The organism is Klebsiella sp. 141161 (assembly GCF_050600815.1).
GTDB lineage: Bacteria > Pseudomonadota > Gammaproteobacteria > Enterobacterales > Enterobacteriaceae > Klebsiella > Klebsiella aerogenes.
The window spans coordinates 112,398-137,910 of sequence record NZ_JAQIRN010000010.1; the positions used below are offsets into that span (position 1 = coordinate 112,398).

21 protein-coding genes are annotated in these 25,513 nt (G+C 57.4%); 7 read left to right on the forward strand and 14 right to left on the reverse strand.

The window, feature by feature from the left end; all coding sequences use genetic code 11:
- Positions 1–91: 91 nt before the first annotated feature.
- From PGR79_RS21890 to PGR79_RS21900, 3 genes are all read right to left on the reverse strand, one after another.
- Positions 92–1,708, reverse strand: coding sequence for a mechanosensitive ion channel family protein (locus tag PGR79_RS21890; protein WP_395226201.1), 1,617 nt, complete (start codon positions 1,706–1,708; stop codon positions 92–94).
- A gap of 149 nt (positions 1,709–1,857) precedes the next feature.
- Positions 1,858–3,510, reverse strand: a complete 1,653-nt coding sequence (gene fumA / locus PGR79_RS21895; protein WP_213317628.1) for a class I fumarate hydratase FumA — start codon at positions 3,508–3,510, stop codon at positions 1,858–1,860.
- Between the two features lie 55 nt (positions 3,511–3,565).
- Positions 3,566–5,071: an anion permease gene (locus PGR79_RS21900; protein WP_430922501.1), complete on the reverse strand. Its 1,506-nt coding sequence runs from the start codon at positions 5,069–5,071 to the stop codon at positions 3,566–3,568.
- Positions 5,072–5,710: 639 nt separating this feature from the next.
- On the opposite strand from PGR79_RS21900, the gene PGR79_RS21905 reads away from it, so the two are divergent.
- Both PGR79_RS21905 and PGR79_RS21910 read left to right on the forward strand, forming a co-directional pair.
- A complete protein-coding gene (locus PGR79_RS21905; protein ID WP_113374700.1) occupies positions 5,711–8,488 on the forward strand; it encodes a flavocytochrome c in 2,778 nt (925 codons plus the stop codon).
- 62 nt (positions 8,489–8,550) lie between these two features.
- Positions 8,551–9,501, forward strand: coding sequence for an FAD:protein FMN transferase (locus PGR79_RS21910; protein WP_113374701.1), 951 nt, complete (start codon positions 8,551–8,553; stop codon positions 9,499–9,501).
- On the opposite strand, the gene dcuR is transcribed toward PGR79_RS21910, so the two are convergent.
- Together dcuR and PGR79_RS21920 are read right to left on the reverse strand one after the other, a co-directional pair.
- Positions 9,482–10,201 (reverse strand): two-component system response regulator DcuR, encoded by a 720-nt coding sequence (gene dcuR / locus PGR79_RS21915; RefSeq protein ID WP_087858519.1) that lies wholly within the window; start codon positions 10,199–10,201, stop codon positions 9,482–9,484. The two genes, PGR79_RS21910 and dcuR, sit on opposite strands and share 20 nt — an antisense overlap.
- Positions 10,198–11,814, reverse strand: a complete 1,617-nt coding sequence (locus tag PGR79_RS21920) for a sensor histidine kinase (protein WP_087858520.1) — start codon at positions 11,812–11,814, stop codon at positions 10,198–10,200. Before PGR79_RS21920 ends, dcuR begins: the two co-directional genes overlap by 4 nt.
- A gap of 304 nt (positions 11,815–12,118) precedes the next feature.
- On the opposite strand from PGR79_RS21920, the gene PGR79_RS21925 reads away from it, so the two are divergent.
- The 3 genes from PGR79_RS21925 to PGR79_RS21935 all read left to right on the forward strand — a co-directional run bounded on the left by PGR79_RS21925 (position 12,119) and on the right by PGR79_RS21935 (position 16,023).
- Positions 12,119–13,039, forward strand: a complete 921-nt coding sequence (locus PGR79_RS21925; RefSeq protein WP_113374702.1) for an N-acetylmuramic acid 6-phosphate etherase — start codon at positions 12,119–12,121, stop codon at positions 13,037–13,039.
- Between the two features lie 244 nt (positions 13,040–13,283).
- Positions 13,284–14,939, forward strand: coding sequence for a malate dehydrogenase (quinone) (gene mqo, locus PGR79_RS21930; protein WP_042892408.1), 1,656 nt, complete (start codon positions 13,284–13,286; stop codon positions 14,937–14,939).
- Positions 14,940–15,096: 157 nt separating this feature from the next.
- Positions 15,097–16,023 carry a LysR family transcriptional regulator gene (locus tag PGR79_RS21935; protein WP_113374703.1) on the forward strand — a complete coding sequence of 309 codons (927 nt, stop codon included), beginning with the start codon at positions 15,097–15,099 and terminating at the stop codon, positions 16,021–16,023.
- Here the strand turns inward: PGR79_RS21935 and mdcH are convergent.
- The 9 genes from mdcH to PGR79_RS21980 all read right to left on the reverse strand — a co-directional run bounded on the left by mdcH (position 16,013) and on the right by PGR79_RS21980 (position 24,332).
- Positions 16,013–16,915 carry a malonate decarboxylase subunit epsilon gene (gene mdcH / locus PGR79_RS21940; protein ID WP_032707945.1) on the reverse strand — a complete coding sequence of 301 codons (903 nt, stop codon included), beginning with the start codon at positions 16,913–16,915 and terminating at the stop codon, positions 16,013–16,015. The genes PGR79_RS21935 and mdcH overlap by 11 nt on opposite strands.
- Positions 16,915–17,532, reverse strand: coding sequence for a malonate decarboxylase holo-ACP synthase (locus PGR79_RS21945; protein ID WP_113374704.1), 618 nt, complete (start codon positions 17,530–17,532; stop codon positions 16,915–16,917). The genes mdcH and PGR79_RS21945 overlap by 1 nt, the downstream gene beginning before the upstream one ends.
- A gap of 3 nt (positions 17,533–17,535) precedes the next feature.
- Complete coding sequence (locus tag PGR79_RS21950; RefSeq protein ID WP_430922505.1) at positions 17,536–18,495, reverse strand: AEC family transporter; 960 nt, start codon at positions 18,493–18,495, stop codon at positions 17,536–17,538.
- Positions 18,496–18,631: 136 nt separating this feature from the next.
- Complete coding sequence (gene mdcE / locus PGR79_RS21955; protein WP_087858525.1) at positions 18,632–19,432, reverse strand: biotin-independent malonate decarboxylase subunit gamma; 801 nt, start codon at positions 19,430–19,432, stop codon at positions 18,632–18,634.
- The gene (locus tag PGR79_RS21960; protein WP_012541866.1) at positions 19,432–20,265 is read right to left on the reverse strand and encodes a biotin-independent malonate decarboxylase subunit beta; all 834 of its coding nucleotides are present in this window, start codon (positions 20,263–20,265) and stop codon (positions 19,432–19,434) included. Before PGR79_RS21960 ends, mdcE begins: the two co-directional genes overlap by 1 nt.
- Entirely contained in the window at positions 20,258–20,557 is a 300-nt protein-coding gene (gene mdcC, locus PGR79_RS21965; protein ID WP_008805033.1) for a malonate decarboxylase acyl carrier protein, read from the reverse strand. The genes PGR79_RS21960 and mdcC overlap by 8 nt, the downstream gene beginning before the upstream one ends.
- A 17-nt stretch (positions 20,558–20,574) precedes the next feature.
- Entirely contained in the window at positions 20,575–21,417 is an 843-nt protein-coding gene (locus PGR79_RS21970) for a triphosphoribosyl-dephospho-CoA synthase (protein WP_087858527.1), read from the reverse strand.
- Positions 21,417–23,072: a malonate decarboxylase subunit alpha gene (gene mdcA, locus PGR79_RS21975; RefSeq protein WP_113374705.1), complete on the reverse strand. Its 1,656-nt coding sequence runs from the start codon at positions 23,070–23,072 to the stop codon at positions 21,417–21,419. Before mdcA ends, PGR79_RS21970 begins: the two co-directional genes overlap by 1 nt.
- 225 nt (positions 23,073–23,297) lie before the next feature.
- A complete protein-coding gene (locus PGR79_RS21980) occupies positions 23,298–24,332 on the reverse strand; it encodes an AI-2E family transporter (RefSeq protein WP_087858529.1) in 1,035 nt (344 codons plus the stop codon).
- A gap of 448 nt (positions 24,333–24,780) precedes the next feature.
- Between PGR79_RS21980 and mdtJ the strand changes: the two genes are divergently transcribed.
- Entirely contained in the window at positions 24,781–25,143 is a 363-nt protein-coding gene (mdtJ, locus tag PGR79_RS21985; protein ID WP_087858530.1) for a multidrug/spermidine efflux SMR transporter subunit MdtJ, read from the forward strand.
- Positions 25,130–25,459: a multidrug/spermidine efflux SMR transporter subunit MdtI gene (gene mdtI, locus PGR79_RS21990; RefSeq protein WP_087858531.1), complete on the forward strand. Its 330-nt coding sequence runs from the start codon at positions 25,130–25,132 to the stop codon at positions 25,457–25,459. Before mdtJ ends, mdtI begins: the two co-directional genes overlap by 14 nt.
- Positions 25,460–25,513: the final 54 nt, after the last annotated feature.

Here is a 25,513-nt window from a genome sequence, read left to right on the forward strand (position 1 = left end):
GGTAGCGCCACCGGGGATTTTGAGTTGTAGGCCGGATAAGCGCAGCGCCATCCGGCATTACCTGGTGACGCTGCGTTGGCGTAGGATGTCGTTATCTGTCGCCTTCCTGCGGCGCGACGGCCGGGGCGGTATACCAATCCTCTTTGGCGACCACCACCGCGCTTTTCGGTTGCATGACAAAATTGGGCGACATAATCTGCACGCCAAATTCGTTAAATACATCGATAATGCTGCTGTGCAGCGCGTTGCGCCCCTCCGGCAGCGTCGTTTCCGGTAACAGCCGCACCTGCAGTTCATACGACGTATACCAGTCGAGCAATCCCAGTTTGCGAACCACCGGCGCCACCTGATGATCCACTCCCTGGGCGCGGTGGGCCGCCAGTTCCAGCATCGCCTGTACCTGCCGCCACGGCGTGTCGTAACCAATGGTCACGCCGGTGGTAAGGTTGATTCCCTGTTGCGGGTCACTGGCGCTGAGATTGGTGATTTTACCGCTGACCACCACCGCGTTCGGCAGGGTGACAATATAGTTCTCGCGGGTCAGGATTTTGGTCGCCAGCATGCCGATCTCGCTGACCTGGCCTTCGTTATCGGCGATGCGGATCCAGTCGCCTTTATGCAGCGCGCGGGTATAAATCAGCACCAGGCCGCTCATGGCGTGATTCATCACCCCCGCTGAGCCCAGCGTCAACATCAGGCCGAAAAATACGCTAATCCCCTTGAAGGCCAGAGAGTTTGCGCCAGGCAGGAAAGGATAGGCGGCGGAGAGCGCAAAGAGCCAGATAACCACGGCGATAAGCTTTCGCGTGGCGCCGACGGTTTCCGGATGCAGGCCGGGGATCTGCAGACGCCCGGCGGCGACCTGATCCAACACCACCTTCAGCAGGCGGATGATAAACCACGTAATCAGAAAGATAAGCAGTACGATCATCAATCCCGGCAGCGCCGACACGATGGACAGCGAAATATCACGAATTACCCCTACCGACCACTCACCGAGCGATTCTCCCCATACCCGGGTCCACGGAAACAGGCTGAATACCCAACTCAGCCAGACATAACCCGCCAGTACCCCAAGCAGTAGGACCAGCAGCGCGTATAACCGGCTTTCAATGTTGCCGAGAAAACGCCGCCAGTTATGTGGGATCATGCTGCGTTTTTCGAGGATCCGCAGATGGAAAAAGCGCCGTACTCGACGCCACGAACGGAACGCGAGATAACCAGCCAGGGCGAGGAGCAACGCGCCGGCGGCGGATTTTAACGCCGCCAGCAGCAGATAGCGGGTATTGTACTGTTCACGCAGCGACGTCCGTTGCGCTTCCATACGGGCAAGAACGCGCTGCGCCGCCTGATCGAGGGTAAGATCGTCGCCTTCATCAAGGTCGGCCTGGCTTAGCAACATAATAGGTTTGCCATTCATCAGAAACAGCCGTCCCGGCTGGTTGTAGCGGGTGACTGGCACCACCTGCAGCGGCTGGCTGATATCGGCCTCGGTAAAGGCGCGTAGCGTATTGCGGATGCGCAGAACCCGTTCTTCCGGCGTGGTCTGGCCGAAGGTGGCCTGCAGCATGACGATCGGTTGATGGAAAATCGCGACGGTTCGCGCCTGCTCGCGAGCGGTGGGCTGCTGACGAGGTTCTGCCGCCGAAAGCGGAAAGGCCAGCCATAGCAGAAAACACGCCGTTAATAACGCCTGGATCCTGTTCATATGCGACACCGGAAAAGGGGGAATTATTGTTATTTTTCAGCTGGTCAAACTCTGAGCAGCTGCTGGATTGAGCATAGTTCAGCGTCGGGTGAATTCAAGAATAAAGGGGGAGAACACGCCCGACGATGAGCCGCCGGGCGTGGAGGGAATTAGCCGTGTTGTTTACAACCGGCGCACTGCTGATTTTGGATCTGTTGGAAGAAATCGTTACCTTTATCATCAACGAGAATAAAGGCCGGGAAATCTTCGACTTCGATTTTCCAGATAGCTTCCATACCCAGTTCCGGATAGGCCACGCACTCGAGGCTCTTAATGCTCTGTTGCGCGAGGACTGCCGCCGGGCCGCCAATACTGCCGAGGTAGAATCCCCCGTGTTTATGGCAGGCATCGGTCACCTGCTGGCTGCGGTTGCCCTTGGCCAGCATCACCATGCTGGCGCCGTGCGATTGCAGCAGATCGACATAAGAATCCATACGTCCCGCGGTGGTCGGACCGAGGGAACCGGAGGCATAACCGGCCGGCGTTTTGGCCGGGCCGGCATAGTAGATCGGGTGATCTTTCACGTACTGCGGCAGCGCTTCGCCGTTATCGATAAGTTCCTTCAGCTTAGCGTGGGCAATGTCGCGGGCCACGATAATGGTGCCGTTAAGGCTCAGACGCGTGGAGACCGGGTGCGCCGACAGCTGCGTGAGGATCTCGCTCATCGGCTGGTTCAGATTGATACTAACCACATTGCCTTCGCCCTGCTGGCGCAGGTGTTCAGGAATGTATTTCCCCGGGTTGCTTTCCAGTTTTTCAATCCAGATGCCGTCGCGGTTGATTTTAGCTTTGATATTGCGGTCGGCGGAGCAGGAGACGCCCATGCCGATCGGGCACGACGCGCCGTGGCGCGGCAGACGGATGACGCGGATATCGTGGGCGAAATATTTCCCGCCGAACTGCGCGCCGAGACCGAGGTTTTGCGCTTCTTGCAGCAGCTCTTGCTCCAGTTGCACATCGCGGAACGCCTGACCGTGCTCGTTGCCCGCGGTCGGCAGGTCGTCATAGTAGCGGGCGGAAGCCAGCTTAACGGTCTTCAGCGTCGCTTCCGCCGAGGTGCCGCCAATCACAAAGGCGATGTGGTAGGGCGGGCAGGCCGCGGTACCGAGGGTACGCATCTTCTCGACGAGGTAGTTTTTCAGCTTCGCCGGGGTGATTAACGCTTTGGTTTCCTGGTACAGATAGGTTTTGTTGGCGGAACCGCCGCCTTTCGCCATACACAGGAATTTATATTCGTCGCCATCGACGCTGTAGAGATCGATCTGCGCCGGCAGGTTGGTGCCGGTGTTGACCTCTTTATACATATCCAGCGGCGCATTCTGCGAGTAACGCAGGTTGTCTTCGGTATAGGTGTTATAGACGCCCTGCGCCAGCGCGGCTTCATCGCCGCCGCCGGTCCATACGCGCTGGCCTTTTTTACCCATGATGATGGCGGTGCCGGTATCCTGGCAGGTTGGCAGCACGCCTTTGGCGGCGATTTCGGAATTACGCAGGAATTGCAGCGCGACGTATTTGTCGTTTTCGCTGGCCTGCGGGTCGAGCAGGATGGCCGCGACCTGTTGCTGATGTGAGACGCGCAGCATGAAAGCGGCATCGTGGAAGGCCTGCTGCGCCAGCAGGGTTAACGCCTGTGGTTCAACTTTCAATACTTCCTGACCATCGAATTCGGCGACGGAGACGTGCTCTTTGCTGAGCAAATAGTATTCGGTATCGTCATGCGCCATCGGGAACGGGTCTTGATAAACAAAGGGTTTCGTCGACATATTCACATACTCCATAAAGATAAAAACCGCCGGGGGAAGACCCGGCGGTTATGAATCAGAACATCATGGACATCCACGGATAGCCAATCAGCAGCAGGGCGGCCAGGAAGATGGCGCCGAAGATGGTGCCGAGGCGCCAGTAATCTTTGGTCGGCAGATAGCCGCTGCCGTAGTAAATCGGGCTCGGGCCGGTACCGTACGGAGTGATGATGCCCATCACGCCCAGCGAGGTCACCATCAGCAGGACGAAGACTTCCATATTCATTCCCGGGATAGTCGAAGCGATGGTCAGCATGGCCGGCAGCAGCGCGGTAGTGTGCGCAGTGGTACTGGCGAACAGGTAGTGCAGCAGATAGAACGCCAGCAGCAGGACGATGGTCGCAACGCCCGGAGAAATACCGCTCATCAGCGCGCCGCCTTCTTTACCCAGCCAGGCGATGAAGCCTGTGGAGGAAAGACCGTCAGCCAGCGCGACCAGAGTGGCGAACCAGACAAAGGTATTCCATGCCGCTTTGTTATTGGTGATATCGCTCCAGGACAGCACGCCGGTCCACAGCATCAGCACGATAACCAGCAGAGCAGCCAGCGCCGGTTCAATCCAGTCGGCGGCGAAGATCCACATCATCAGCGCGAAGCAAACAAACACCAGCAGCAGGATTTCATTGCGCGACAGTTTGCCCAGTTTCTCTAATTCACGAGCGGCCCACAGCGGTACTTCGTTATTGATTTTAACTTCTGGCGGATAGAACCAGTACGCCAGCAGCGGCATGGCCAGAATCAACAGGATACCGAGCGGCAGGAAGGCGATAAACCAGGTCCCCCAGGAGATGTTGATACCAACGATGCTTTTTACCAGCGCCAGCGCCAGCAGGTTCGGCGCCAGCGCCGACAGGAACATAGAACTAGTGATACAGGCGGCGGTAATGGCTACCCACATCAGATAAGAGCCAATACGGCGTGCACTCGGATCGTTAGGTTTAGAACCGTACAGCGGCGGCAGGTTAGCAATAATCGGGTAGATGGTCCCGCCGCTACGTGCGGTGTTGGACGGGGTAAACGGCGCCAGCAGCAGGTCAGCGAAGGTAATGGCGTAGCCCAGCGTCAGGCTGCGGCGGCCAAGATATTTTACCAGAATCAGCGCCAGACGGCGGCCGAACTGGGTTTTGTCATAGCCTGCGGCGAACATGAACGCGCCGAAGATAAGCCACACGGTAGAGTTGCCAAAGCCGCTCACCGCCCATTTAAATGACGCGCCGGCCAGCTTAAAGCTTGGCGCCGCCATCTGTTCCGGGCTGAACAGCAGCCACTGGCTACATAAAGCAATCACCACCACCCCGGTGATACCGATAACGGCGCCCGGCAGCGGTTCGAAGATAAGGCCGACGATGACGCCGACGAAGATAGCAAAATAGTGCCAGGCGAAAGGCGGTAAGCCGCCAGGCACCGGGACGAACAGCAGCAGTACGGCGACGATAATGGGCAACGCCATCATGATCAGACGTTTATACGCCGCGTTAGACGCGGCACCGGCAGGCGGTATGGTTGTCTTTTTCTCTTTCATAATGAGTATCTGCTAGTAGTTGAAAATACGGTTCCGTCTTCGCTTACAACGCTCGATTTTTTTAGTTGCGAAAGTTTCTTTAATTATTAATTGTCGAGATTGCTTGTTGCTTAAACGGTTATTTAACGCGTTTTTCGCGGCGTTAAATTAAATTCATTGGGTATTTATATATTGCGCTTTCACGTTGCATTGCAATTGATCGAGATCAAAAAAAACAGGTGATCTGGATCTTTTTTTTCGTTTGGTAATAACCACATATGATGATGTGGTTATTATCCGCAAGAAACGTCAATTGTTAAGGGAACGCTTAAAAAATAATAAATGGCTAAAGCATTTAATTATTTAAGTTATTGAAATTTCTTGTTTTATTTTTGTTTTGTGCGTTTTTCTAGCGTTAACAAGAGTGACCGAAATGTTATCATTCATTTGTATTATGTAAATGCGATATATAAATTTAATAATACAATGGAGGTATTGCTGTTATTGCAGGTATTAAATAGTTTTTTAACTAACGTAATTAATTTAGTAACTAAAAAACACGCTATATTATTGGCATGACAACAGGAATGAAAATAAACAATCAATAAAATTTCCGTCACCCAATTCTGAATTTCAATATTTAAAATCTGGAGTATTAATATGACCAGTAACGAACGAATTCTGCAGCCATTTACTTTACCGAATGGGACTGAACTGAAAAACCGTTTGCTAATGGCGCCAATGACCACCTGCACCGGTTATTTCGATGGTACCGTCACCAGCGAGCTCGTTGAATACTATCGCGCCCGCGCCGGCAGCATCGGGACTATCATCGTTGAATGCTGCTTTATTGATGATTATGGTCTGGCCTTCCCGGGCGCTATCGGCATCGATAACGATGAAAAAATCGCCGGGCTGGCGAAAATCGCCGAAGCGATTAAAGCGGAAGGCTCAAAAGCAATTTTGCAGATTTACCATGGCGGCCGCATGGTTGACCCACAGTTGATTGGCGGTCGCCAGCCGGTGGCGCCGAGCGCTATTGCCGCGCCGCGCGACGGCGCCGCCATGCCGCGCGCCCTCAGTGGTGAAGAAGTCGAAGGCATGATTGCCAAATTTGGCGACGGCGTTCGCCGCGCCATTCTCGCCGGTTTCGACGGCGTCGAAATCCACGGCGCCAACACCTATCTTATTCAACAGTTCTATTCGCCGAACTCCAACCAGCGTGACGATGAGTGGGGCGGCAGCCGCGACAACCGCGCCAGATTCCCGCTGGCGGTACTGGACATCACGCATAAAATGGCCCGCCAGTACGCTGACGATGCCTTTATTATCGGCTATCGCTTCTCGCCGGAAGAGATGGAAGTCCCGGGGATCCGCTTCGACGACACCATGTATTTGCTGGAGAAACTGGCCGCCCGCGGCGTCGATTATCTGCATTTCTCGGTTGGCGCGACGCTGCGCCCGTCTATCGTTGATACCAGCGATCCGACGCCGCTGATTGAAAAGTACTGCGCCATGCGTTCTGAAACGCTGGCGCAGGTGCCGGTGATGGGCGTCGGCGGGGTGGTTAACGCCGCCGACGCCGAACAGGGCCTCGATCACGGTTATGATCTGATGGCCGTCGGCCGCGCCTGCATCGCCTATCCGGACTGGGCTTCACGTATCGCCGCCGGCGAAGAGCTGGAACTCTTTATCGACAGCACCCAGCGCGAGGCGCTGAATATTCCGGAACCGCTGTGGCGTTTCTCGCTGGTCGAGGCGATGATCCGCGACATGAGCATGGGCGACGCGAAATTTAAACCGGGGGTGTTTGTCGAAACCGTTCAGGACGATGCCAACGAACTGGTCATTAACGTCAGCCTCGAAAACGATCGCATTGCGGATATCGAGCTGGCCGCAAGCCCGGTGCAGAGCGTTGAATTTACCACCAGCTTCGAAGAGATCCGCGAACGTATTCTGACCGCCAACACGCCGCACGTCGATGCTATCTCCGGCGCGACCAGCCAGAGCGAAGCGGTGAAAAAAGCGGTGTCCAAAGCGATGCTGAAATCCAGCAAAGCGCTGGCCGCGGAAGAGGGCGGCAACGATGCCGCGCCGAAAAGCTATGACGTTGTGGTGGTGGGGAGCGGCGGCGCCGGTCTGGCCGCGGCGATTCAGGCCCACGACGAAGGCGCCAGCGTGCTGATCGTCGAAAAAATGCCGACTATTGGCGGCAACACCATTAAAGCTTCCGCCGGGATGAACGCTGCGGAAACCCGCTTCCAGCGGGTGAAAGGTATCGAAGACAGTAAGGAGTTGTTCTACCAGGAAACCCTGAAGGGCGGCCACAATAAAAATAACCCGCAGCTGTTGCGCCGTTTCGTTGAAAACGCGCCGCAAGCCATTGAATGGCTGGCGGACCGTGGGATTATGCTTAACGATATCACCACCACCGGCGGGATGAGTATCGACCGTACCCACCGTCCGCGCGACGGATCGGCGGTTGGCGGCTACCTGATTAGCGGTCTGGTGCGTAATATCACCAAACGCGGTATCGATGTGCTGCTGGATACCTCGGTAGAAGAGATCCTGATGCGCCACGACGAAGTGAGCGGCGTGCGTCTTATCAACGATGAACAAGAGATCATCGACGTGCAGACCAAAAGCATCATCGTGGCGACCGGCGGCTTCAGCGCCAACAGCGCGATGGTGGTGAAATATCGTCCTGACCTCGAAGGCTTCGTGACCACCAACCATAAAGGGGCGACCGGTAGCGGTATCGCGCTGCTGGAACGCATTGGCGCCGGCACCGTGGACATGGGCGAAATTCAAATTCACCCGACCGTCGAGCAGCAGACCTCGTACCTGATTTCCGAATCGATTCGCGGCGGCGGCGCTATTCTCGTTAACCAGCAGGGGAACCGCTTCTTCAACGAGATGGAGACCCGCGATAAAGTGTCTGCGGCGATTATCGCGCTGCCGGAACACTATGCTTACATCGTCTTCGACGAGCATGTGCGGGCGAAAAACAAAGCCGCCGACGAGTATATCGCCAAAGGCTTCGTCACCAGCGCCAGCTCGCCGCGTGAACTGGCGGAGAAGCTGGGGATGGATTACCATGCGTTCCTCGCTACGCTGGAATGCTACAACGGCGCAGTGGAAAAACAGCACGATGAAGCGTTTGGCCGCACAACCGCGCTGCGCGCGCCGATTAACGAAGGCCCGTTCTACGCCATTCGTATTGCCCCAGGGGTGCACCACACTATGGGCGGCGTGACCATTAATACCGATGGCGAAGTGCTGAATGTGGCGCAGCAGCCGATTCGCGGCGCCTACGCCGCGGGTGAAGTGGTTGGCGGTATCCATGGCGGTAACCGCATCGGCGGTAACGCGGTCGCGGATATCATCATCTTCGGTACCCTCGCGGGCCATCAGGCGGCGAAACGTGCCAGAGGATAATAGGTAAATGCTGATGCCGGGCTGGCTTAGCCGCCCGGCTTATCCCTTCTAAGGAGAGCCCAATGTCCGATAACCGCGTCTATAGCTACTCCGCCGTGTTGATGGGCTCGCCCATCCTGCTCAAACTCTATTCCCACGATGAGGCGCTGGCCTCCCGCGTCTTTCAGTTAATTAAACGCTACGAAGATCTGCTCACCGTTAACCGCGCGCAGTCGCAAGTGATGGATATCAACCATGCCGCCGGGCATCATCCCGTTACCGTTAGCCGTCCGGTGTACCAGCTGATTAAGTGCGCTAAAGCCGCCAGTATGGTGCGCGACAGCGCCTTTAATCTGGCTATCGGCCCGCTGGTTAAACTGTGGCGCATTGGCTTTCAGGGTCATAGCGTGCCGTCGGCGGCGGATATTGCGGCGCGGCTGCCGTTAACCCGCCCGCAGGATGTCATTCTTGATGACGAAAAGCAGAGCGTGTGGCTGGCACAGGCCGGAATGGAAATAGACCTTGGCGCAATCGCCAAAGGATATATCGCCGACCGGGTACGCGATTACCTGGGCCAGCAGGGGATTGAACAGGCGCTGATTAACCTCGGCGGCAATGTACATACATTAGGGGAATGGTCGATTGGGCTGAAAAAACCCTTTGCCGCTGAGCAGGAACTTATCGGCTCGATTGCCGTTGCCGGGCAGTCGGTTGTCACTTCAGGCACCTATGAACGCTATTTCGAGCAGGATGGCAAACGCTGGCACCATATCCTCGATCCGCGCAGCGGCTATCCGCTGGATAACGAACTCGACAGCGTCACGGTCATTTCCGCGGATTCACTGGACGGCGATATCTGGACCACGCTGCTGTATGGTCTTGGCGTGGAGAAGGGTTGCGCGGCGCTGCGCCTGCGGGACGACATTGAAGCGATTTTTGTCACCAAAAACCGCGGCGTGATTCTGTCGTCACCGCAGCGCATCCGCTTTCAACTGCTCGACAGCGGCTATCAGATTACTGACTGTACTGCTTGAGCAGGCCGTACTGCTCGGCGACCAGCCGATAGCGGTACACCGGTCGGCCGGTCGCGCCGTAATGGATGGTAGTGTAGAGAATATTGATCTGCGCGAGCCAGATCAGATACTTGCGGCAGGAGACGCGCGAGATATTTACCGCCGCCGCCAGTTCATCGGTAGAGAACTCCACATCAGGGTGGCTATCAATCCACTGGCACAGCGTGCGTAAGGTCTGCGCCGTTAAGCCTTTCGGCAGCTTACGCGCGTCAACCGCTTCCGGCGTGCCGCCGTGCAGTAGACGATCGACATCCGCCTGCTCGTAATAGGGCTGGCCGGTCATCAGTTTACGTTTTTCACGCCATGCGGTCAGCGCCTCTTCAAAGCGCGGGAACTGGAATGGCTTAATCAGATAATCCACCACGCCATAGTGCATAGCGGTTTGAACGGTGGCGGCATCGGCGGCGGAAGTTATCATAATCACGTCGATGGCGCGGCCGCTGGCGCGAATGGTCGGCAGCAGATCGAGGCCGCTATCCTGCTGCATGTAAACGTCCAGCAGCACCAAATCGATCGCCATCTGCGGGTCGTTAATCATCTCCTGGGCTTTGCCGAGCGTCGACGCGGTGCCGCAGCAGCTGAAACCGGGGATGCGCGCCACGTACAGGCGGTTCAGCTCGGCAACCATCGCATCGTCGTCAACAATTAATACATTTATCACGCTTTTTTCCTTTTACTATCCCAGGGCAGGTGAACAAAAAATTGAGTAAATACGCCAGGCTCGGACTCGACTGACAACGTGCCGCCGAGTTCGTGGAGCTGCTGGTTGGCGAGAAACAGGCCGACGCCGCGATTCTCGCCTTTGGTGGAGAAGCCCTTATTAAAGATGGCGTCGATATTAGCCGCCGGGATCCCCGGGCCGTCGTCGCTCACTTCGCCGCTTAACCAGCCATCCTGATAGTGCAATAGCAGGCTCACTTCGCCTTCCGTCTGGCCGCTCATCGCGTCCAGCGCATTTTCAATCAGATTGCCCAACACGGTCACCAGCACGGTGACCTGTTTTTCATTGGGACAATCCGGCACCAGGCTCTCTTCGGCGAGGTTCAAAGAGAAGCCTCGCTCTTTGGCGCGCTGGATTTTACCAATCAGGAAGCCGGCGACCACCGGCGATTTTATCCGGTGCTGAATTTCGCCGATGTCGGCCTGATAGGCATGGGCGGTCTGCAGCACATATTCTTCCAGCTTGTCATAGCTTTTCATATTCAGCAGGCCGAGGATCACGTGCAGCTTGTTCATAAACTCGTGCGAAGTGGTGCGCAGGGCATCAACGTAGCTCATCATGCCGTCCAGACGCTGCACCAGTTGACTCATCTCGGTCTTATCGCGGAAGGTGCTGATGGCGCCGACGATGGCGTTCTGGCTGCGCACCGGGACGGTATTGCTGATCAGCAACAAGCCATTACAGCCGAGCGCGCGGTCATAAATGGGTTCGCCGCTGCGCAAAACTTCCTGCAAGTCCGCCAGCAGCGGGGTGCGATCGATGCTTTTATCCGGCCCGCTGAGTAACATGCCGCGGGCGGCCGGGTTAATCAACGTGACCTGGCCGCTGCTATCCACGGCGATCACGCCTTCTTTCAGCGAGTGCAGCATCGCCTGACGCTGCTGAAACTGGGTGGAGATATCCTGCGGCTCCAGCCCGAGCAGAATGCGTTTCAAGCCGCGCACCAGGCTCCAGGTGCCGATAGCGCAGACCAGCGCGCTGAACAGAATGGTCAGCAGGACGTCCCAGCGGCTATTGGCGATCTGTTCGTCGACTTTACTCAGCGAAATACCTACCACCACCACGCCAATCTGCTGATGTTGTTCATTGAATACCGGGGTGAACACGCGCAGCGCCGGCGCCAGTACGCCGTGGTTAATCGCCACGTTTTCCCGCCCGGCGAGGGTCGGGCGGATATCCTCGCCGATAAACGGTTTACCGATGATGGCGCTATCCGGATGCGAATAGCGAATGCCGCGCATGTCGGTCACAATCGCGTAAAGCAGATCGTTACGCCGGGTAATGGCCTGCGCCAGCGGCTGAATGATATTACTCTGCGGCGGCTCGCCGAGACCACGCTTTACCTGCGGCATATCGGCCATGGTGCGCGCCACCGCCAGCGCCGTCTCTTTTAAGCCGTCGCGGGTGGCGTTGCTGATCTGCATAAACCATAGCGCGTAGACCAGTAGAAGCACCGCGCCGATAACGCTGCCAATCATTAGCGTGACGGCGGTACTTAATTTCAGGTTGCGGGCGCGCTTGCGGGCGGGCGGCTGTAGCTCGGCTTCCTTCATGACAACCCCGATCGATTCGTTGAACGATCATTATCGCCGATAGGGCGGCTTTCATAAAGCCGTGTAATAACAGTAAAACCGCTTTCTGGATATCCGCTGCCTGACATGCGTAGCCCTCATGCTCGGATAACGCGCAGTCGCGCCGCGATTAGGTGTCGAGTGAACAAACTGTGACCCCCGTGGCGGTAAAGCCGTGGATGAAGGCTTTACACTGGCTGCATCAATCAAATAGCCGTGATGAATGAATGGATATTTCACCGCTGTTGATGTAGCCGCAGTGAGTTCGGTTTTAAATGGAGGTTTTATGAGCAGTAAGCCAACCGCATCAATGCTGGAACGACGCCACCCGCAAACGCGCCATATCGATACGCTCGCCACCCTCGATATGCTGACCCTGCTGCAGCAGGATAACAAACAGATAGCCGTTGCTATCGATGCCTGCCTGCCGCAGATTACCCGGCTGGTGGATAACGCCGCGGCGACTCTGAGCCGGGGAGGACGGCTGGTGATCGTTGGCGCCGGGGCATCCGGACAGGCGGCGTTGCAAACGGTTAATGACTATTCCCCTGAAGCCAATCACTCACTGGTGGCGATGATTGCCGGTGGTGAAGGGAGCGCGCTGCAGGCCGCCGAGCGGGCGGCTAACGATTATGACGCGGGCTTACGGGATATGCAGCTATTGTCCCTGAGCGCCAACGATATGCTGCTGGCGCTCACCGTCAGCGGCAAAACGCCGTGGGTGTGGGGGGCTATGCGTCACGCCTGGTCGCTGGGCACACCGATTGCTATCCTGACGCAGCAGCCTGATAGCGAAGCCGCGCAGCTGGCGGATATTATGATTGCGCCGCAGACCGGGCCGGAAGCGGTGGCGGGTTATGGCAACCCGAAAGCGCAACTGGCGCAGCGGCAGATCCTCACCCTGTTAACCACTGGCCTGGCGGTACGCAGCGGCAGGGTGTTCGGCAACCTGCGCGTGGACCTACAGGCAACCAGCCCGCGCTGGGAGGAGCGGCAAATCGCCATGGTGATGGCCGCCACAGAGTGTACGCGCGCGCAAGCCAAAGCCGCGCTGGCCAGTTGCAATCAGCATTGTCGGACGGCGATTCTGATGCTGATGACGGGGCTTGATGCCTGGCAGGCGCGGGATCTACTCAGCGAAAACAACAACCATTTGCGTATCGCCTTACGTGAAGCGCAAGAGAAAACGCCAAGTAACGTCAATTAAACTCCTCGCCGCGCCGGTTTGTTAAATAACTAAATAAACCGGCGCCAGATTTCTTATCGCCTGAATCATCCTGATTTTCCGCCGCTATTTTCACAATGAATGCCAGTGAAATAAATAAACTACTTTTTTAAGTTAAAAAACTGTTTGCATTAAAATATCGAAGTGTAAATGATATTTTAAAATAAAGTAAAAGTGCGTTAATATGGCGGCTCTTATTACACTTTTGCTACGCGATATTTCTATTATGCCTGCAATTAAAAAAACGATTATATCTATGACCGCATTAGCGATGTTCGTCAGTACGGCGACCTACGCAAATGGCGATACCTCGAAAAAAACTGACTTTCTGCTGATCGGCGGCGGCATCATGAGCGCCTCGCTGGGCACCTGGCTGCAGGAGCTGCAGCCGGAGTGGAAACAGGTGATGGTGGAGAAACTCGACGGCGTCGCGCTGGAGTCCTCCAACGGCTGGAATAACGCCGGTACCGGTCACTCGGCAAATATGGAACTGAACTACACGCCGCAGCGTGCAGACGGTTCTATTGATGTCAGCAAAGCGCTGGATATCAACGAGCAGTTTATGATTTCGCGCCAGTTCTGGTCGGCGCAGGTCAAACGCGGTATTTTGCACGACCCGCATTCGTTTATTAATTCCACGCCGCATATGAGTTTCGTGTGGGGCGATAATGTTGATTATCTGCAAAAACGTTATAACGCGCTGCAGCAGACCACCTTATTCCAGGGAATGAAATTCTCCACCGATCACGCGCAAATTAAACAGTGGGCGCCGTTGGTCATGGAAGGACGCGATCCGCAGCAAAAAGTGGCTGCCACCTGGACGCCTGTCGGTACCGACGTGAACTACGGCGAAATTACCCGTCAGCTGATCGGCAGCCTGAAAAAGAGCAGCAACTTCTCGCTGCAGACCTCTTCTGAAGTCACCGATTTTAAACGCAATGCCGACAACTCCTGGCACGTGACGATTAAGAACGTGCAGAGCGGTGAAGAGCAGGCTATCGACGCCAAATATGTCTTCATCGGCGCCGGCGGCGGCGCGTTGAAGCTGCTGCAGAAAACCGGTATTCCGGAAGCGGACAACTATGCTGGCTTCCCGGTAGGCGGCTCATTCCTGATGACCGAGAACCCGGAGCTGACAAAACTGCACCAGCAGAAAGTTTATGGTCAGGCTTCAGTTGGCGCGCCGCCGATGTCGGTACCGCATCTGGATGCTCGCTACCTCGATGGTAAGCGCGTGGTGCTGTTCGGGCCATTCGCCACCTTCTCCACCAAGTTCCTGAAAAACGGTTCGTTCTTCGATCTGCTGAGCACGACCACCACCAGCAACGTGCTGCCGATGACCCACGTTGGCCTCGACAACTTCGATCTGGTGAAGTACCTGGTTAGCCAGGTTATGCTCAGCGATGATGACCGCTTTGCGGCGCTGAAAGAGTACTACCCGAACGCGCGTAAAGAAGACTGGAAACTGATTCAGGCCGGTCAGCGCGTGCAGATCATCAAAAAAGACGCGGAAAAGGGCGGCGTGCTGAAGCTCGGTACCGAAGTGGTGGTCGATCAGCAGAAAACGATTTCTGCGCTGCTCGGCGCATCGCCAGGTGCTTCCACCGCCGCGCCGATCACCCTGAACGTTCTCAAGCAGATGTTCCCGCAGCAGTTTAACTCGCCGGAATGGCAGAGCCGCATTCGCGCTATCGTGCCGAGCTACGGCGAGAAGTTAAACGGCAACGTGGCCCTGACCCAGCAGGTTTGGGATGACACCGCCGCGGCGCTGCAACTGACCAAGCCTCCGGTCATTCAGATGCCAGAGACGGCGCCGACCGCGACCGCCAAACCGGCAGAGACGCCGCGCGAGGCCTCGCCACAGCACGATATGGCGCTGTAACGACGCATCCGGGCAGTGAACAAAAGGGAAGACCATGGTCTTCCCTTTTTTGCGTTATTTACCGGCTGAGGCCGCGCGCTGCCTGCAACTTTGGCCTCATAAAAGATATACTGGTTTGAATTGAAAAAGAAAATTAAACCAGGAGTGTGGAAGGGCTATGAGAGACGATATTAACCAGGAGATCACCTTCCGCAAGCTATCGGTCTTTATGATGTTTATGGCGAAGGGCAATATCGCCAGAACCGCCGAAGCCATGAAGCTCAGCAGCGTTAGCGTTCACCGCGCGCTGCATACGCTCGAAGAGGGTGTCGGCTGCCCGCTGTTTGTTCACAAAGGACGCAACCTGCTGCCGCTGCAGGCGGCGTGGACGCTGCTCGAATACTGCCAGGATGTGATGAGTCTGATGAGCCGCGGGCTTGAGGCGACGCGTAAAGTCGCCGGCGTCGGTCAGGGGCGATTGCGCATCGGTACACTCTATTCGCTGACGCTGGAAACCGTTCCGCGCATCATTATGGGGATGAAATTACGCCGCCCGGAGCTTGAACTGGATCTGACGATGGGCTCCAATCAGATGCTGCTGGATATGCTGGAAGACGATGCCCTTGACGCTATCTTAATCGCGACCAATGAAGGCGAATACAATAATTCGGCTTTCGACGTAGTGCCGCTGTTTGAAGACGATATCTTTCTCGCCGCGCCGGCGACGGAACAGCTGGATACCTCGCAGCTCGCCGATCTACGCGATTACGCCGATCGCAAGTTTGTCTCGCTGGCGGAAGGATTTGCGACTTATGCCGGGTTTCAGGAGGCCTTTCAGGTAGCCGGTTTTGAGCCGGAAATTGTGACCAGGGTGAATGATATCTTTTCGATGATAAGCCTGGTGCAGGCGGGCGTGGGCTTCGCGCTGCTGCCGGGGCGGATGAAGAAAGTCTATGAAAACGATGTCCAGCTGTTAAAGCTGGCGGAACCCTATCAGATGCGCCAGCTGATCTCTATCGTCTATTCACACCATCGCGAGCGTGATGCCGACCTGCTGGCGTTGGCGGCGGAAGGGCGCATGTACGCCCGCAGTATTAATCGCTAAGCCGCTGCGCCAGATGGCGGGCGACGTCTACGCCGCTGCGCTCCAGCGAAATTGTCTCGCCGCGCCAACCCGCCTGGCGGGTCAGGCAGGTGAGCACGCCGCCGGGCGGCATCTCGATTGCCAGCCTTGCGTCGCGTTCATCAGCGGCGATCATCGCCTCCTGCCAATGCACGGTGCGCGCCATGTTCATCGCCAGATCGTCGGCGATCCGCTGCGGATCCCACAGCACGCGCGCCGTCGAGCCGCTTAAATAGGCGCGCTGAGGGCGCGTTAAGGTGACGTCGGCAAAGGCTTTTGCCAGGGCTGCGGCAGGTTTATCCAACAGCGCGCAGTGCGACGGCACGCTGACCGCCAGCCGTTGGGCTTTACTGGCGCCAGCCTGCAGCGCCAGCTGCGCCACCTCGGCCATGGCTTCATCGCGCCCGGCGATCACGATTTGCGTTTCGGCGTTCAGGTTGGCGAGATAAACCTCGTGGCCCTGCATCAGCGCCTCAACCCGCGGGCGGGTCAGCCCCATAATCGCCGTCAGCCCGTAACCTTCGGGATAAGCCCGCTCCATTAAATCGCCGCGTAGCGCCACCAGCCGCAGCGCGCTGGCGAAATCGAGCGCGCCAGCAATCACCGCTGCCGGAAACGCGCCAATAGAGAGCCCGCTGACCATCTGCGGATCCACGCCCTGGCGCTGTAGTTCGCGCGCCCAGGCTACTCCGGCGATCAGCAGACAGAGTTGTACTGCACGGGTATGCTTTAGCGCGTCGGCGCTATCGAGAGTATCGACTTCATCCCCCAGCACGGCGCGCGCCTGGGTGAGGATAGCCTCGCGATCGGGGATTGCCGCCAGCATTGCGGGGCGCTGGCCGCCCTGACCGGGAAAAGTAAATATAATCTTCATCATTCCTCCCTGTGCCACGGCGTCGCGGTTAAGCGCGCGCCGCGGGATGTTTTCAGTAGCGCGCGGCCATCGCGCAGCCACTCATTAAGGGCGAAGGCGCCGTACAGTGTTTCTATCTGGGTATCGGCGCGGCACGGTAGTAGGGCCACCCGGGCCTGCCATTCCAGCAATGCCTCGCGGTCCAGCGGCTGCGGCGCGCGGATCAGCAAATCCAGATCGCTTGCCGCATGCAGCACCGGGATTTCGGTTGCCAGCGCGTAGCCGGTACTGCCGGTGACGCCCCAGCCCCAGGGCCAGCGGTGTAAGGTGAGGGCGATAGCCGCCTGGACCGGCGGCTGCGAAACAAAAGGCGAATGGAGCAAGACCTCACGATCAACAAGCATCTCCGGGCTGACGCTGCGCACGATATTGTGCGGCTGAACCCAGCCGGCGGCGCGTTGTTCGCGCTTCATGCCCCGCACCCCAACCGGGATGCGGGCCTGGCCGTCAACGTCGCGTCTCACCACCACCGGCAGCGCGGCTCGCCACTGCTGAACCACCCACGGCTCGGCAATGTCTTCCAGGGCGCTGGCGTGGTTTAACCAAACTAAATCGTGGGGACGCGGCGTTGATGACATGGTTTACAGTCCTGAAGTCAAAGAGATAAACAGCGGTAGCGACAGGATACACAGAACCGAGCTCAACAGCAGCACGGCTTCAGCATCCGGAGACTGCACGCCGAAGCGGTTGCCGAAGACCACGCCGAAGAAGCCGGCGGCCAGCGCAATCATCAGGATCGCGGTAATGGCGATAGAGCCGTGCAGACCAAGTAACATCACCAGGCCCCAGGCAATAAACGGCTGCACCAGCAGTTTCACGATGGTTGATGTAGCGATCAGCGCATTGAGCTGCAGTTTACGTGCCGACAGGATCGCCCCGGTGAGGAACAGCGCGGCGGCGGTGGCGGCCAGTCCCAGCGGTTTGATCGACGCCAGCAGCAGGTCCGGCATTTTAATGCCGATAGCGGAAAGTACCACCCCAAGCAGCGGGCCCCAAACGATCGGTTTTTTCACCGAACGCCACATCAGCACCGGCAGCATCGCCAGCGTAGAACCGCTGTTTTCACCTGCGGCGCGGGCTTTTTCACGTTCCAGAATCAGCAGGCAGAACGGGGTCATCAGTACCGAGCCGCAGGCGATAGAGACCGCCACCGACAGCGAGGTTGACGCGCCTTCACCCAGCACGCTGCCGAGGATCGGCAGACCCAGCGCGGCATAGTTTGGCAGGGCGACGGTGAGGGTCAGCACTGCGGCATCCTGCGGCGTGCGTTTGAACACGCTGGTGGCGAGGAAGTAGATCGCGGCATAGGTGATCCACATCGCGCCGGTCAGCACCAGCACTAGCGGCGACTGGGCGACGATACCGGCCCACGGTGTTTGTACCGTCGCGCTAAATAGCGTGGCGGGTAAGGCAAAATCCATTACAAAAATATTAAGCAGCGAGACGTTTTTGTTATCTACCATCCCGGCCTTTCCGGCCCAGAAACCCAGCAGCATGATAACGAAAATGGGCGCGAGAGCATGAATAATCACATAAGTCATAAATCACCTGTAAATAAAATAGAGTACTGGCGCGATTGTTATTTTTTCTAAAAGCCGTCCCTTCCCGGAGCGTTTATTCCGCGCTCCGGGAGACTGCTTCCGGCAGGTTTTCTTCTACTACTTACGTACGAACGTCTTACCAGCTGGCGCGCATGCGATCGCGAACCAGCTGTGAGCTGCGGCGGTTTTCCGCGCCCAGGCGACACTTCAGTGAGGTATCGGTGCGCGCGTCAGCGATGGCGTCGCGCAGGGTACGGCTGACCAGCGACAGATCGCCTTCGTCTGGCGCATCCGGATTGCTGATATCGAGCAGGGCGGAAAGCAGGCCGAGCGTAGCGTAGTTGCTGACGTCATAGGCCATCGGCGGGATCGTCGCCGCCAGTTTCTCCAGCGCTTCGACGGTACGCAGCGTAATGCGCGCTGCCGATTCTTTACCCATCGCGTGGACCAGCACGCCGCTATCGTTAAAGGCGATCAGGCGGTTGGCCTGATAGCCGTGGGCCAGAAACGCCCCGGACATCGCTTTTCCGACGATCAGGCCAATCACCGGGTGGCCGGCAAGACGGGCTTTGGCGTAGGCGCCTGCCGCTCCGGCCAGCGCCTGGTGGATGCCGAAGGCTTCTTCACGGCGACCATAGGCCTGGCTCGGGACATCAATTACTGCGACGATCGGTCGTTTGCCAGGCCGATCGGCGTCGGCGGCGATAGTTTCATTGACCACTTTCGCCAGCGTCCAGCCTTCCAGCAGGCCGACTTCGCCGCCGGCGGCGCGCGGGTAATGGTTGTTGGCGTCAGGCACCACGGCGATAAAGCGGACGTTTTCGCCATTAATCTGGCCATCTGCGACCTGTACCGAAGGGCATAGCCCGCTCATCAGCGGCGCGTTGGGCGCCAGTTTGTTCAGCCATAGCGCGGCGCGGTTTGGGAACTGACTCATTATTTATCCTCCCGGGCAAAAAGCTGTTTAATCTGCGCGGTATCCGCCTGCTGGCGGGTATCGAATTGGCTCAAGCGACGCAGATAATCGTCATAATTGTCGCTGCGGTGCTGTGCCGGTACGCCTTTGGCGATGGCCTCGTTCATTGCGGTTTTAACGGCGTTAACGCCATCGTTAACCAGCGCGTCGACCAACCCGCTGGCGGCGCGAATTTCACCCCCGGTCATACTCCAGATAAACGGTCGGTTGCGGGAGTCATACTCTTCAATACCGGCCTCCTGCTCGATAACCTGCGGGCCGTTGAGGCCAAGACGGGCTTCACGGGTAACGATAAGGTAGCTGCACAGCGCCGCGGCTATGGACATGCCGCCGAAACAGCCGACGGTACCGGTGATAATGCCGACCACCGGGGTGTAGCGGCGCAGGTCGACAATCGCGGCGTGAATATCGGCGATGGCGGCCAGACCGAGGTTGGCCTCCTGCAGACGTACGCCGCCGGTTTCGAGGCACAGTACCGCCTGCGTCGGGATACCGTTGCGGTTATCTTCCGCCGCCAGCTCCAGCGCGGCGGCCATTTTGGCGCCGGAGACTTCGCCCATACTACCGCCCTGGAAGGTGCCTTCGATGGCAATCACCACCGCAGGTTGGCCGTTGATCGTGCCTTTGGCGACCACCATACCGTCGTCGGACTGTGGGACGATGCCCTGCGCGCCGAGCCACGGCGACATAATGCCTTCAAACGGATCCAGCAGTTCGCGGTAGCTGCCGTCGTCCAGCAGGGCGTGGGCGCGTTCGCGAGCGCGCAGTTCGATAAAGCTGCGATCGTTACGCATGAGCGGCCTCCTCAAATACTTGTTCAATACGAATACGAGCGACGCCCGGCGTGGCGCCGAAGTCGTGGATAATCAACTGCCCGGCGGGCAGACCGTTGATCAGGTTCAACCTGTCGAACAGCGCCTGCCAGCGCGCCTGGCTGTTATCCACTGAGGTGGTGATCTGTACGTTGAGCGTGGCGCCCTGTGCGGCGGTATAAAGCACTTCCATATCGCCTGAACCTACGACCCCTGCCAATGCTTTGCCGCTGAGGGCGCGGTTGGCAGGAAATGACAATGTAATCTGTTCCATAACATCCTCTGAATGCGTTAGCCGGAAACCCGGTCGAGAAACAGGGTGGCGGCAAGGAGATCGGCCGCGCCACCCGGCGAGGCGTTTTGCGCCAGCATCTGCGCATCAAGGCGCGCTAGCGCGGCGCGACCGGCGGCGCTGGCGCAACCGCCAGCCGCCAGAACCTCGCGGGCGCCTTGCTGCATGGCGTGCAGGCCGTTCATGCCGGCACGCGACAGCACGCAGGTATCGCTCAGCGAGGTCATGATGGCCATCAGCGCGTCGAGACGCGCCTGCGGCTCGCTGGCGCCTCGCGCCCGGCTTTGTTGCAGTTGCGGCAGCGCCAGGGTGATAACATGCGGAAATCCGCGCTGCGCTTCCTCGCGTGCGCCCGGCACCTGCCAACGGCGGCTGGCGCGCAGCCCCTTACTAAAGCTTTTCGGCGCGAAGCCGTCAGGCAGGCGGGCGAGGGCGGCGGCGGCGGCGGCGATCGCCTGTGATTGACCCTCTCCACCCAACATCGCCACCGCGCTGACCAGCAGGCCCAGCGCCCAGATGGCGCCGCGGTGGGTATTGACCCCGCCGGTGGCCATCATCATCTGCGCTTCGCCTTCGCGACCGAGGCGGCCGACGGTTTCGCGCAGGGCGATATCCGCCGGACGCTGCCAGCTTTGCTGCGCCAGCGCGTGAAAGGTCGGCTGCAGGCTGCGGGCGGAGCGTTCCATCAGTTCCAGATTAAGATCCTGATGCGCGCCGCTGCCGCGACTATCGACCAGTCCCGGTTTCGGACTCAGACGGGCTTCGTCAATCAGGCACGCGCTGGCGGTATGCGCCAGCCAGCTGACGCGGCTTTCTGCGTGTAGGGGGGAGAGATTTTTCATTACCAGCTCCGGAATTTTGCCGGTGGGTTGTACAGTCCGTCGGACCATTCCACCAGGTCGGCGACGCTGCCGGCGGCCAGTAGCGAGCGGGTGGCATCGCTGCGGCGAATGCCGATATCTTCCGGGTAGACGACTTTGCCGCTCTGGCGCAGCGCGGCGACGCGTTTGGCGTCCACGCCGAGGCCAATATCGGTGATCCCGGCCACCGCGGCGACCATCGCCCGGCGCTCTTCAAGGCTCTCCGCCCGGTACAGGTAGGCGATACCCTCTTCGGTCAGCACGTGGGTTACGTCATCGCCATAAATCATCACCGGCGCCAGCGGCATGCCGGAGGTTTTGGCGACGTCGACCGCATCGAGCGTTTCAACGAAGGTCGGTTTCACGCCGGCCTGGAAGGTTTCGACCATCTGCACCACCAGTTTTTTACCGCGCTGCATCGGGTCTGGTTCAGTGATCATATTGAGCCAGGCTGGGGTGGCGTGGCGACGACCGTGCGGGTCGTGACCCATGTTCGGCGCGCCGCCGAAACCGGAAAGACGACCGCGGGTGACGGTTGAGGAGTTAGCCAGACCATCAACCTGCAGGGTCGAACCGATAAACATATCTACCGCGTACTGACCTGCCAGCTGGCAGAAGGCGCGGTTGGAACGCATTGAGCCATCCGGGCCGGTAAAGAAGATATCCGGGCGGGCGCGGATATACTCTTCCATCCCCAGTTCGCCGCCGAAGCAGTGCACGCTTTCCACCCAGCCGCTTTCAATGGCCGGGATTAAGGTAGGATGCGGATTCAGCGTCCAGTGTTTACAGATTTTGCCTTTCAGTCCGAGCTGTTCGCCGTAGGTGGGCAGTAACAGCTCAATGGCGGCGGTATTAAAGCCGATACCGTGGTTAAGCGACTGCACCTGATGTTCCGCGTAGATGCCTTTAATCGCCATCATCGCCATCAGAATGTGTTCTTGCTTAATCAGACGCGGGTCGCGGGTGAACAGCGGTTCAATGAAGAACGGTTTATCGGCGACCACCACGTAATCAATCCACGAGCCGGGAATATCGACGCGCGGCAGATCGCATTCGTCGTCCACCAGTTCGTTGACCTGGGCTATCACAATGCCGTCATGGAAGGCGGCGGCTTCGACCAGCGCCGGGGTATCTTCGGTACTTGGCCCGGTGTACAGGTTGCCTTTACGGTCCGCTTTATAGCCGGCGATCAGCGCGACGTTTGGCGACAGATCGACATACAGGCGGGAGTAGAGTTCGATATAGGTGTGGATGGCGCCGATTTCGAGCAGACCATCTTCCAGCAGCTGCGAAATTCGCAGGCTCTGCGTGCCGGAGAAAGAGAAATCCAGTTTACGGGCAATGCCTTTTTCAAACAGGTCCAGATGCTCGCTGCGCCCGACGCTTGGCATAATCATATGCAGGTCGTGGATTTTTTGCGGATTAACCTCGGCGAGCATGCGGGAGAGGAAATCAGCCTGTTTCTGGTTGTTGCCTTCCAGTACCACCCGATCGCCCGGGGCGAGCAGATTTTCCAGTACGCTGACCAGTTGGTCAGTGGGGATGACTTTGCCGGCAATCTTCGCTTCGGCCAGCCGCCGCTGTTTTTCCGTCCGGCGACGGTTCCAGACCCGTCCCGTCGTTTGTTCAGCATTCATTGTTAACCTCCTGATTCGACAAATCGTTTCGTTTGTCCTGGTGGAAGTTAGTGTGCGCGGCGCGGCGCTGCGCATCAATTAAGCACGCCGGCTAATCGTTAGCTTTAGAGTAATGATTGGATATGCCCATTTGTGATGGGGATCAATAATAAGAAAGGAGTAACGGTCTAAGCGGAAAAGATGAAAAGAGGAGAAGGCTGGCGGATAAGCCAGCCCGATTGCCGGTTATTCTTTACTTAAGTCACTAAGTAAGAAAGCAATACTCTGCCCGCCGTTGGTTTGCTCAAGGGCGATTTTCACAATGATGGTCAACGGCACCGACAGCAGCATGCCGACCGGGCCAAGTAACCAGCCCCAGAAAATTAACGACAGGAACACCACCAGCGTGGAGAGCCCCAGCCCGCGGCCCATGATACGCGGCTCGAGAATATTGCCGAACACCAGGTTGATAATCAGGTAACCGGCAGTGACGATCAGCGCCTCATACAGGCCGCCAAATACCATCACCTGCAGAATCGGCGGGATGGCCGCCAGTACCGAACCGATATTGGGAATATAGTTCAACGCAAAGGCCAGTAGCCCCCACATAAAAGCAAAGCGGACGTCCAACAGCGCCAGCATGCCCCAGACCACCAGCCCGGTGACCAGGCTTATCGCGGTTTTCAGCACCAGATAGTGGGACACGCTATCAATCGCCCGCTGAATGGCGCCCATCCCCTCAACCGGCCGCGACATCAGTTGCTGGAGCTTGGCGGGCAGTTGCGGCACTTCCAACAGCATGAATACCACGGTGAGAAGCAACAGGAAAATGGACGACATCGCATTCGACAACTGGGTCAGTAGACTGGTCACCAGCGTCATCACCGCGTTGGGGTCGATATACTTATTCAGCTCAATGGCGGAGACGGTAAATCCAAAGCGCTGTAGCCATGGCGTGACCGTTTTTAGCGGTTCGGCCAGCGACGTGCGGTATTGCGGCAGGGTACGCGCCAGTTCGTTAAGCGATGTGCCAAGCGACGCCAGCAGTACCACCGCCAGCAGCACGATGGCGCCCACCAGTAGAGAAATCGCCAGCACCCGGGGCACCCGGAAGCGCACCATCAGCTGGACCAGCGGGTTAATGACCACCGCCAGAAACAGCGCTAAGATAAAGGGGACGATAATATCGGCGGCAAAGCGGATGCCGGTAAGGATGATAACCAACATGCCCAGCATGATGACGATCTTGAGTCCATTAAGGGTGATGATGGGTTTGGCCATTGGGTTCCTTACGCTGGAGATGAAAACGTCCTTGATCATAGCGACTTTGCTATTCGCGTTTATGATGGAGATCAGTTTGAGAAAATACTAATCGAAATCGCACCTTGGACGTAAAGAATTGCAAAGACTTTGAGTTAATATTAACACTATGGTACAAATTTACTTGTGTTTAACTACCGAGGACAATTTTTTTCCGCAATGACGAGAAGCAACACCGCGGATAATTGTAATTTTATGAACAATCAGTTCAGCCTTTATTTTTCGACTCATCACGCATTACCTTTCATCCTTTCCCGATTTGCTGGCGAACAGCACTGGCGCTCAGCGCTATAGTCCCATTCTCTCTGCCTGAGCTGGCGCACCGCGCACGGCTAAAACTACGTCAGAATTTTTTCGGTTTACCTTCGTGAGCCGTCATGGATTGTATTCTCAAGCAGGAGAAGGGATTATGTTTTATTGGATTTTATTAGCCTTAGCTATCGTTGCTGAAATAACCGGCACGCTGTCTATGAAATGGGCCAGCGTCAGCGGCGGTCATACAGGCTATATTTTAATGCTGGCAATGATTGCGCTTTCATATATTTTCCTGGCCTTCGCCGTTAAAAAAATTGCTCTCGGTGTGGCGTATGCGCTATGGGAAGGTATCGGTATTTTATTAATTACCGTATTCAGCGTGCTGCTGTTTGACGAAAGCCTGTCTATCGTAAAACTGGCCGGGCTGGCAACGCTGGTCGCGGGTATTGTGCTGATTAAGTCCGGCACCAGGAAAGCGGTGAAACAGCGCGAGGAGAAAGCTCATGCAACAGTTTGAGTGGATTCACGGCGCCTGGCTGGCGCTGGCTATCGTACTGGAAATTACCGCGAACGTATTTCTGAAGTTTTCCGACGGTTTCCGTCGTAAGACCTACGGTATTCTGTCGCTGGCGGCGGTGCTAGGCGCTTTCAGCGCCCTGTCGCAGGCGGTAAAAGGTATCGACCTTTCCGTCGCTTATGCGTTATGGGGCGGGTTTGGGATCGCGGCGACTATCGCCGCCGGCTGGATCCTCTTCGGACAACGCCTTAATCATAAAGGCTGGGTAGGCGTCGTGCTGCTGGTAGCCGGCATGGTATTGATAAAACTGGCTTGATATGATGCCGCCTGCGTAGGCAGGCGGCAAATTCTGTCCTCTGTATTACGCTTA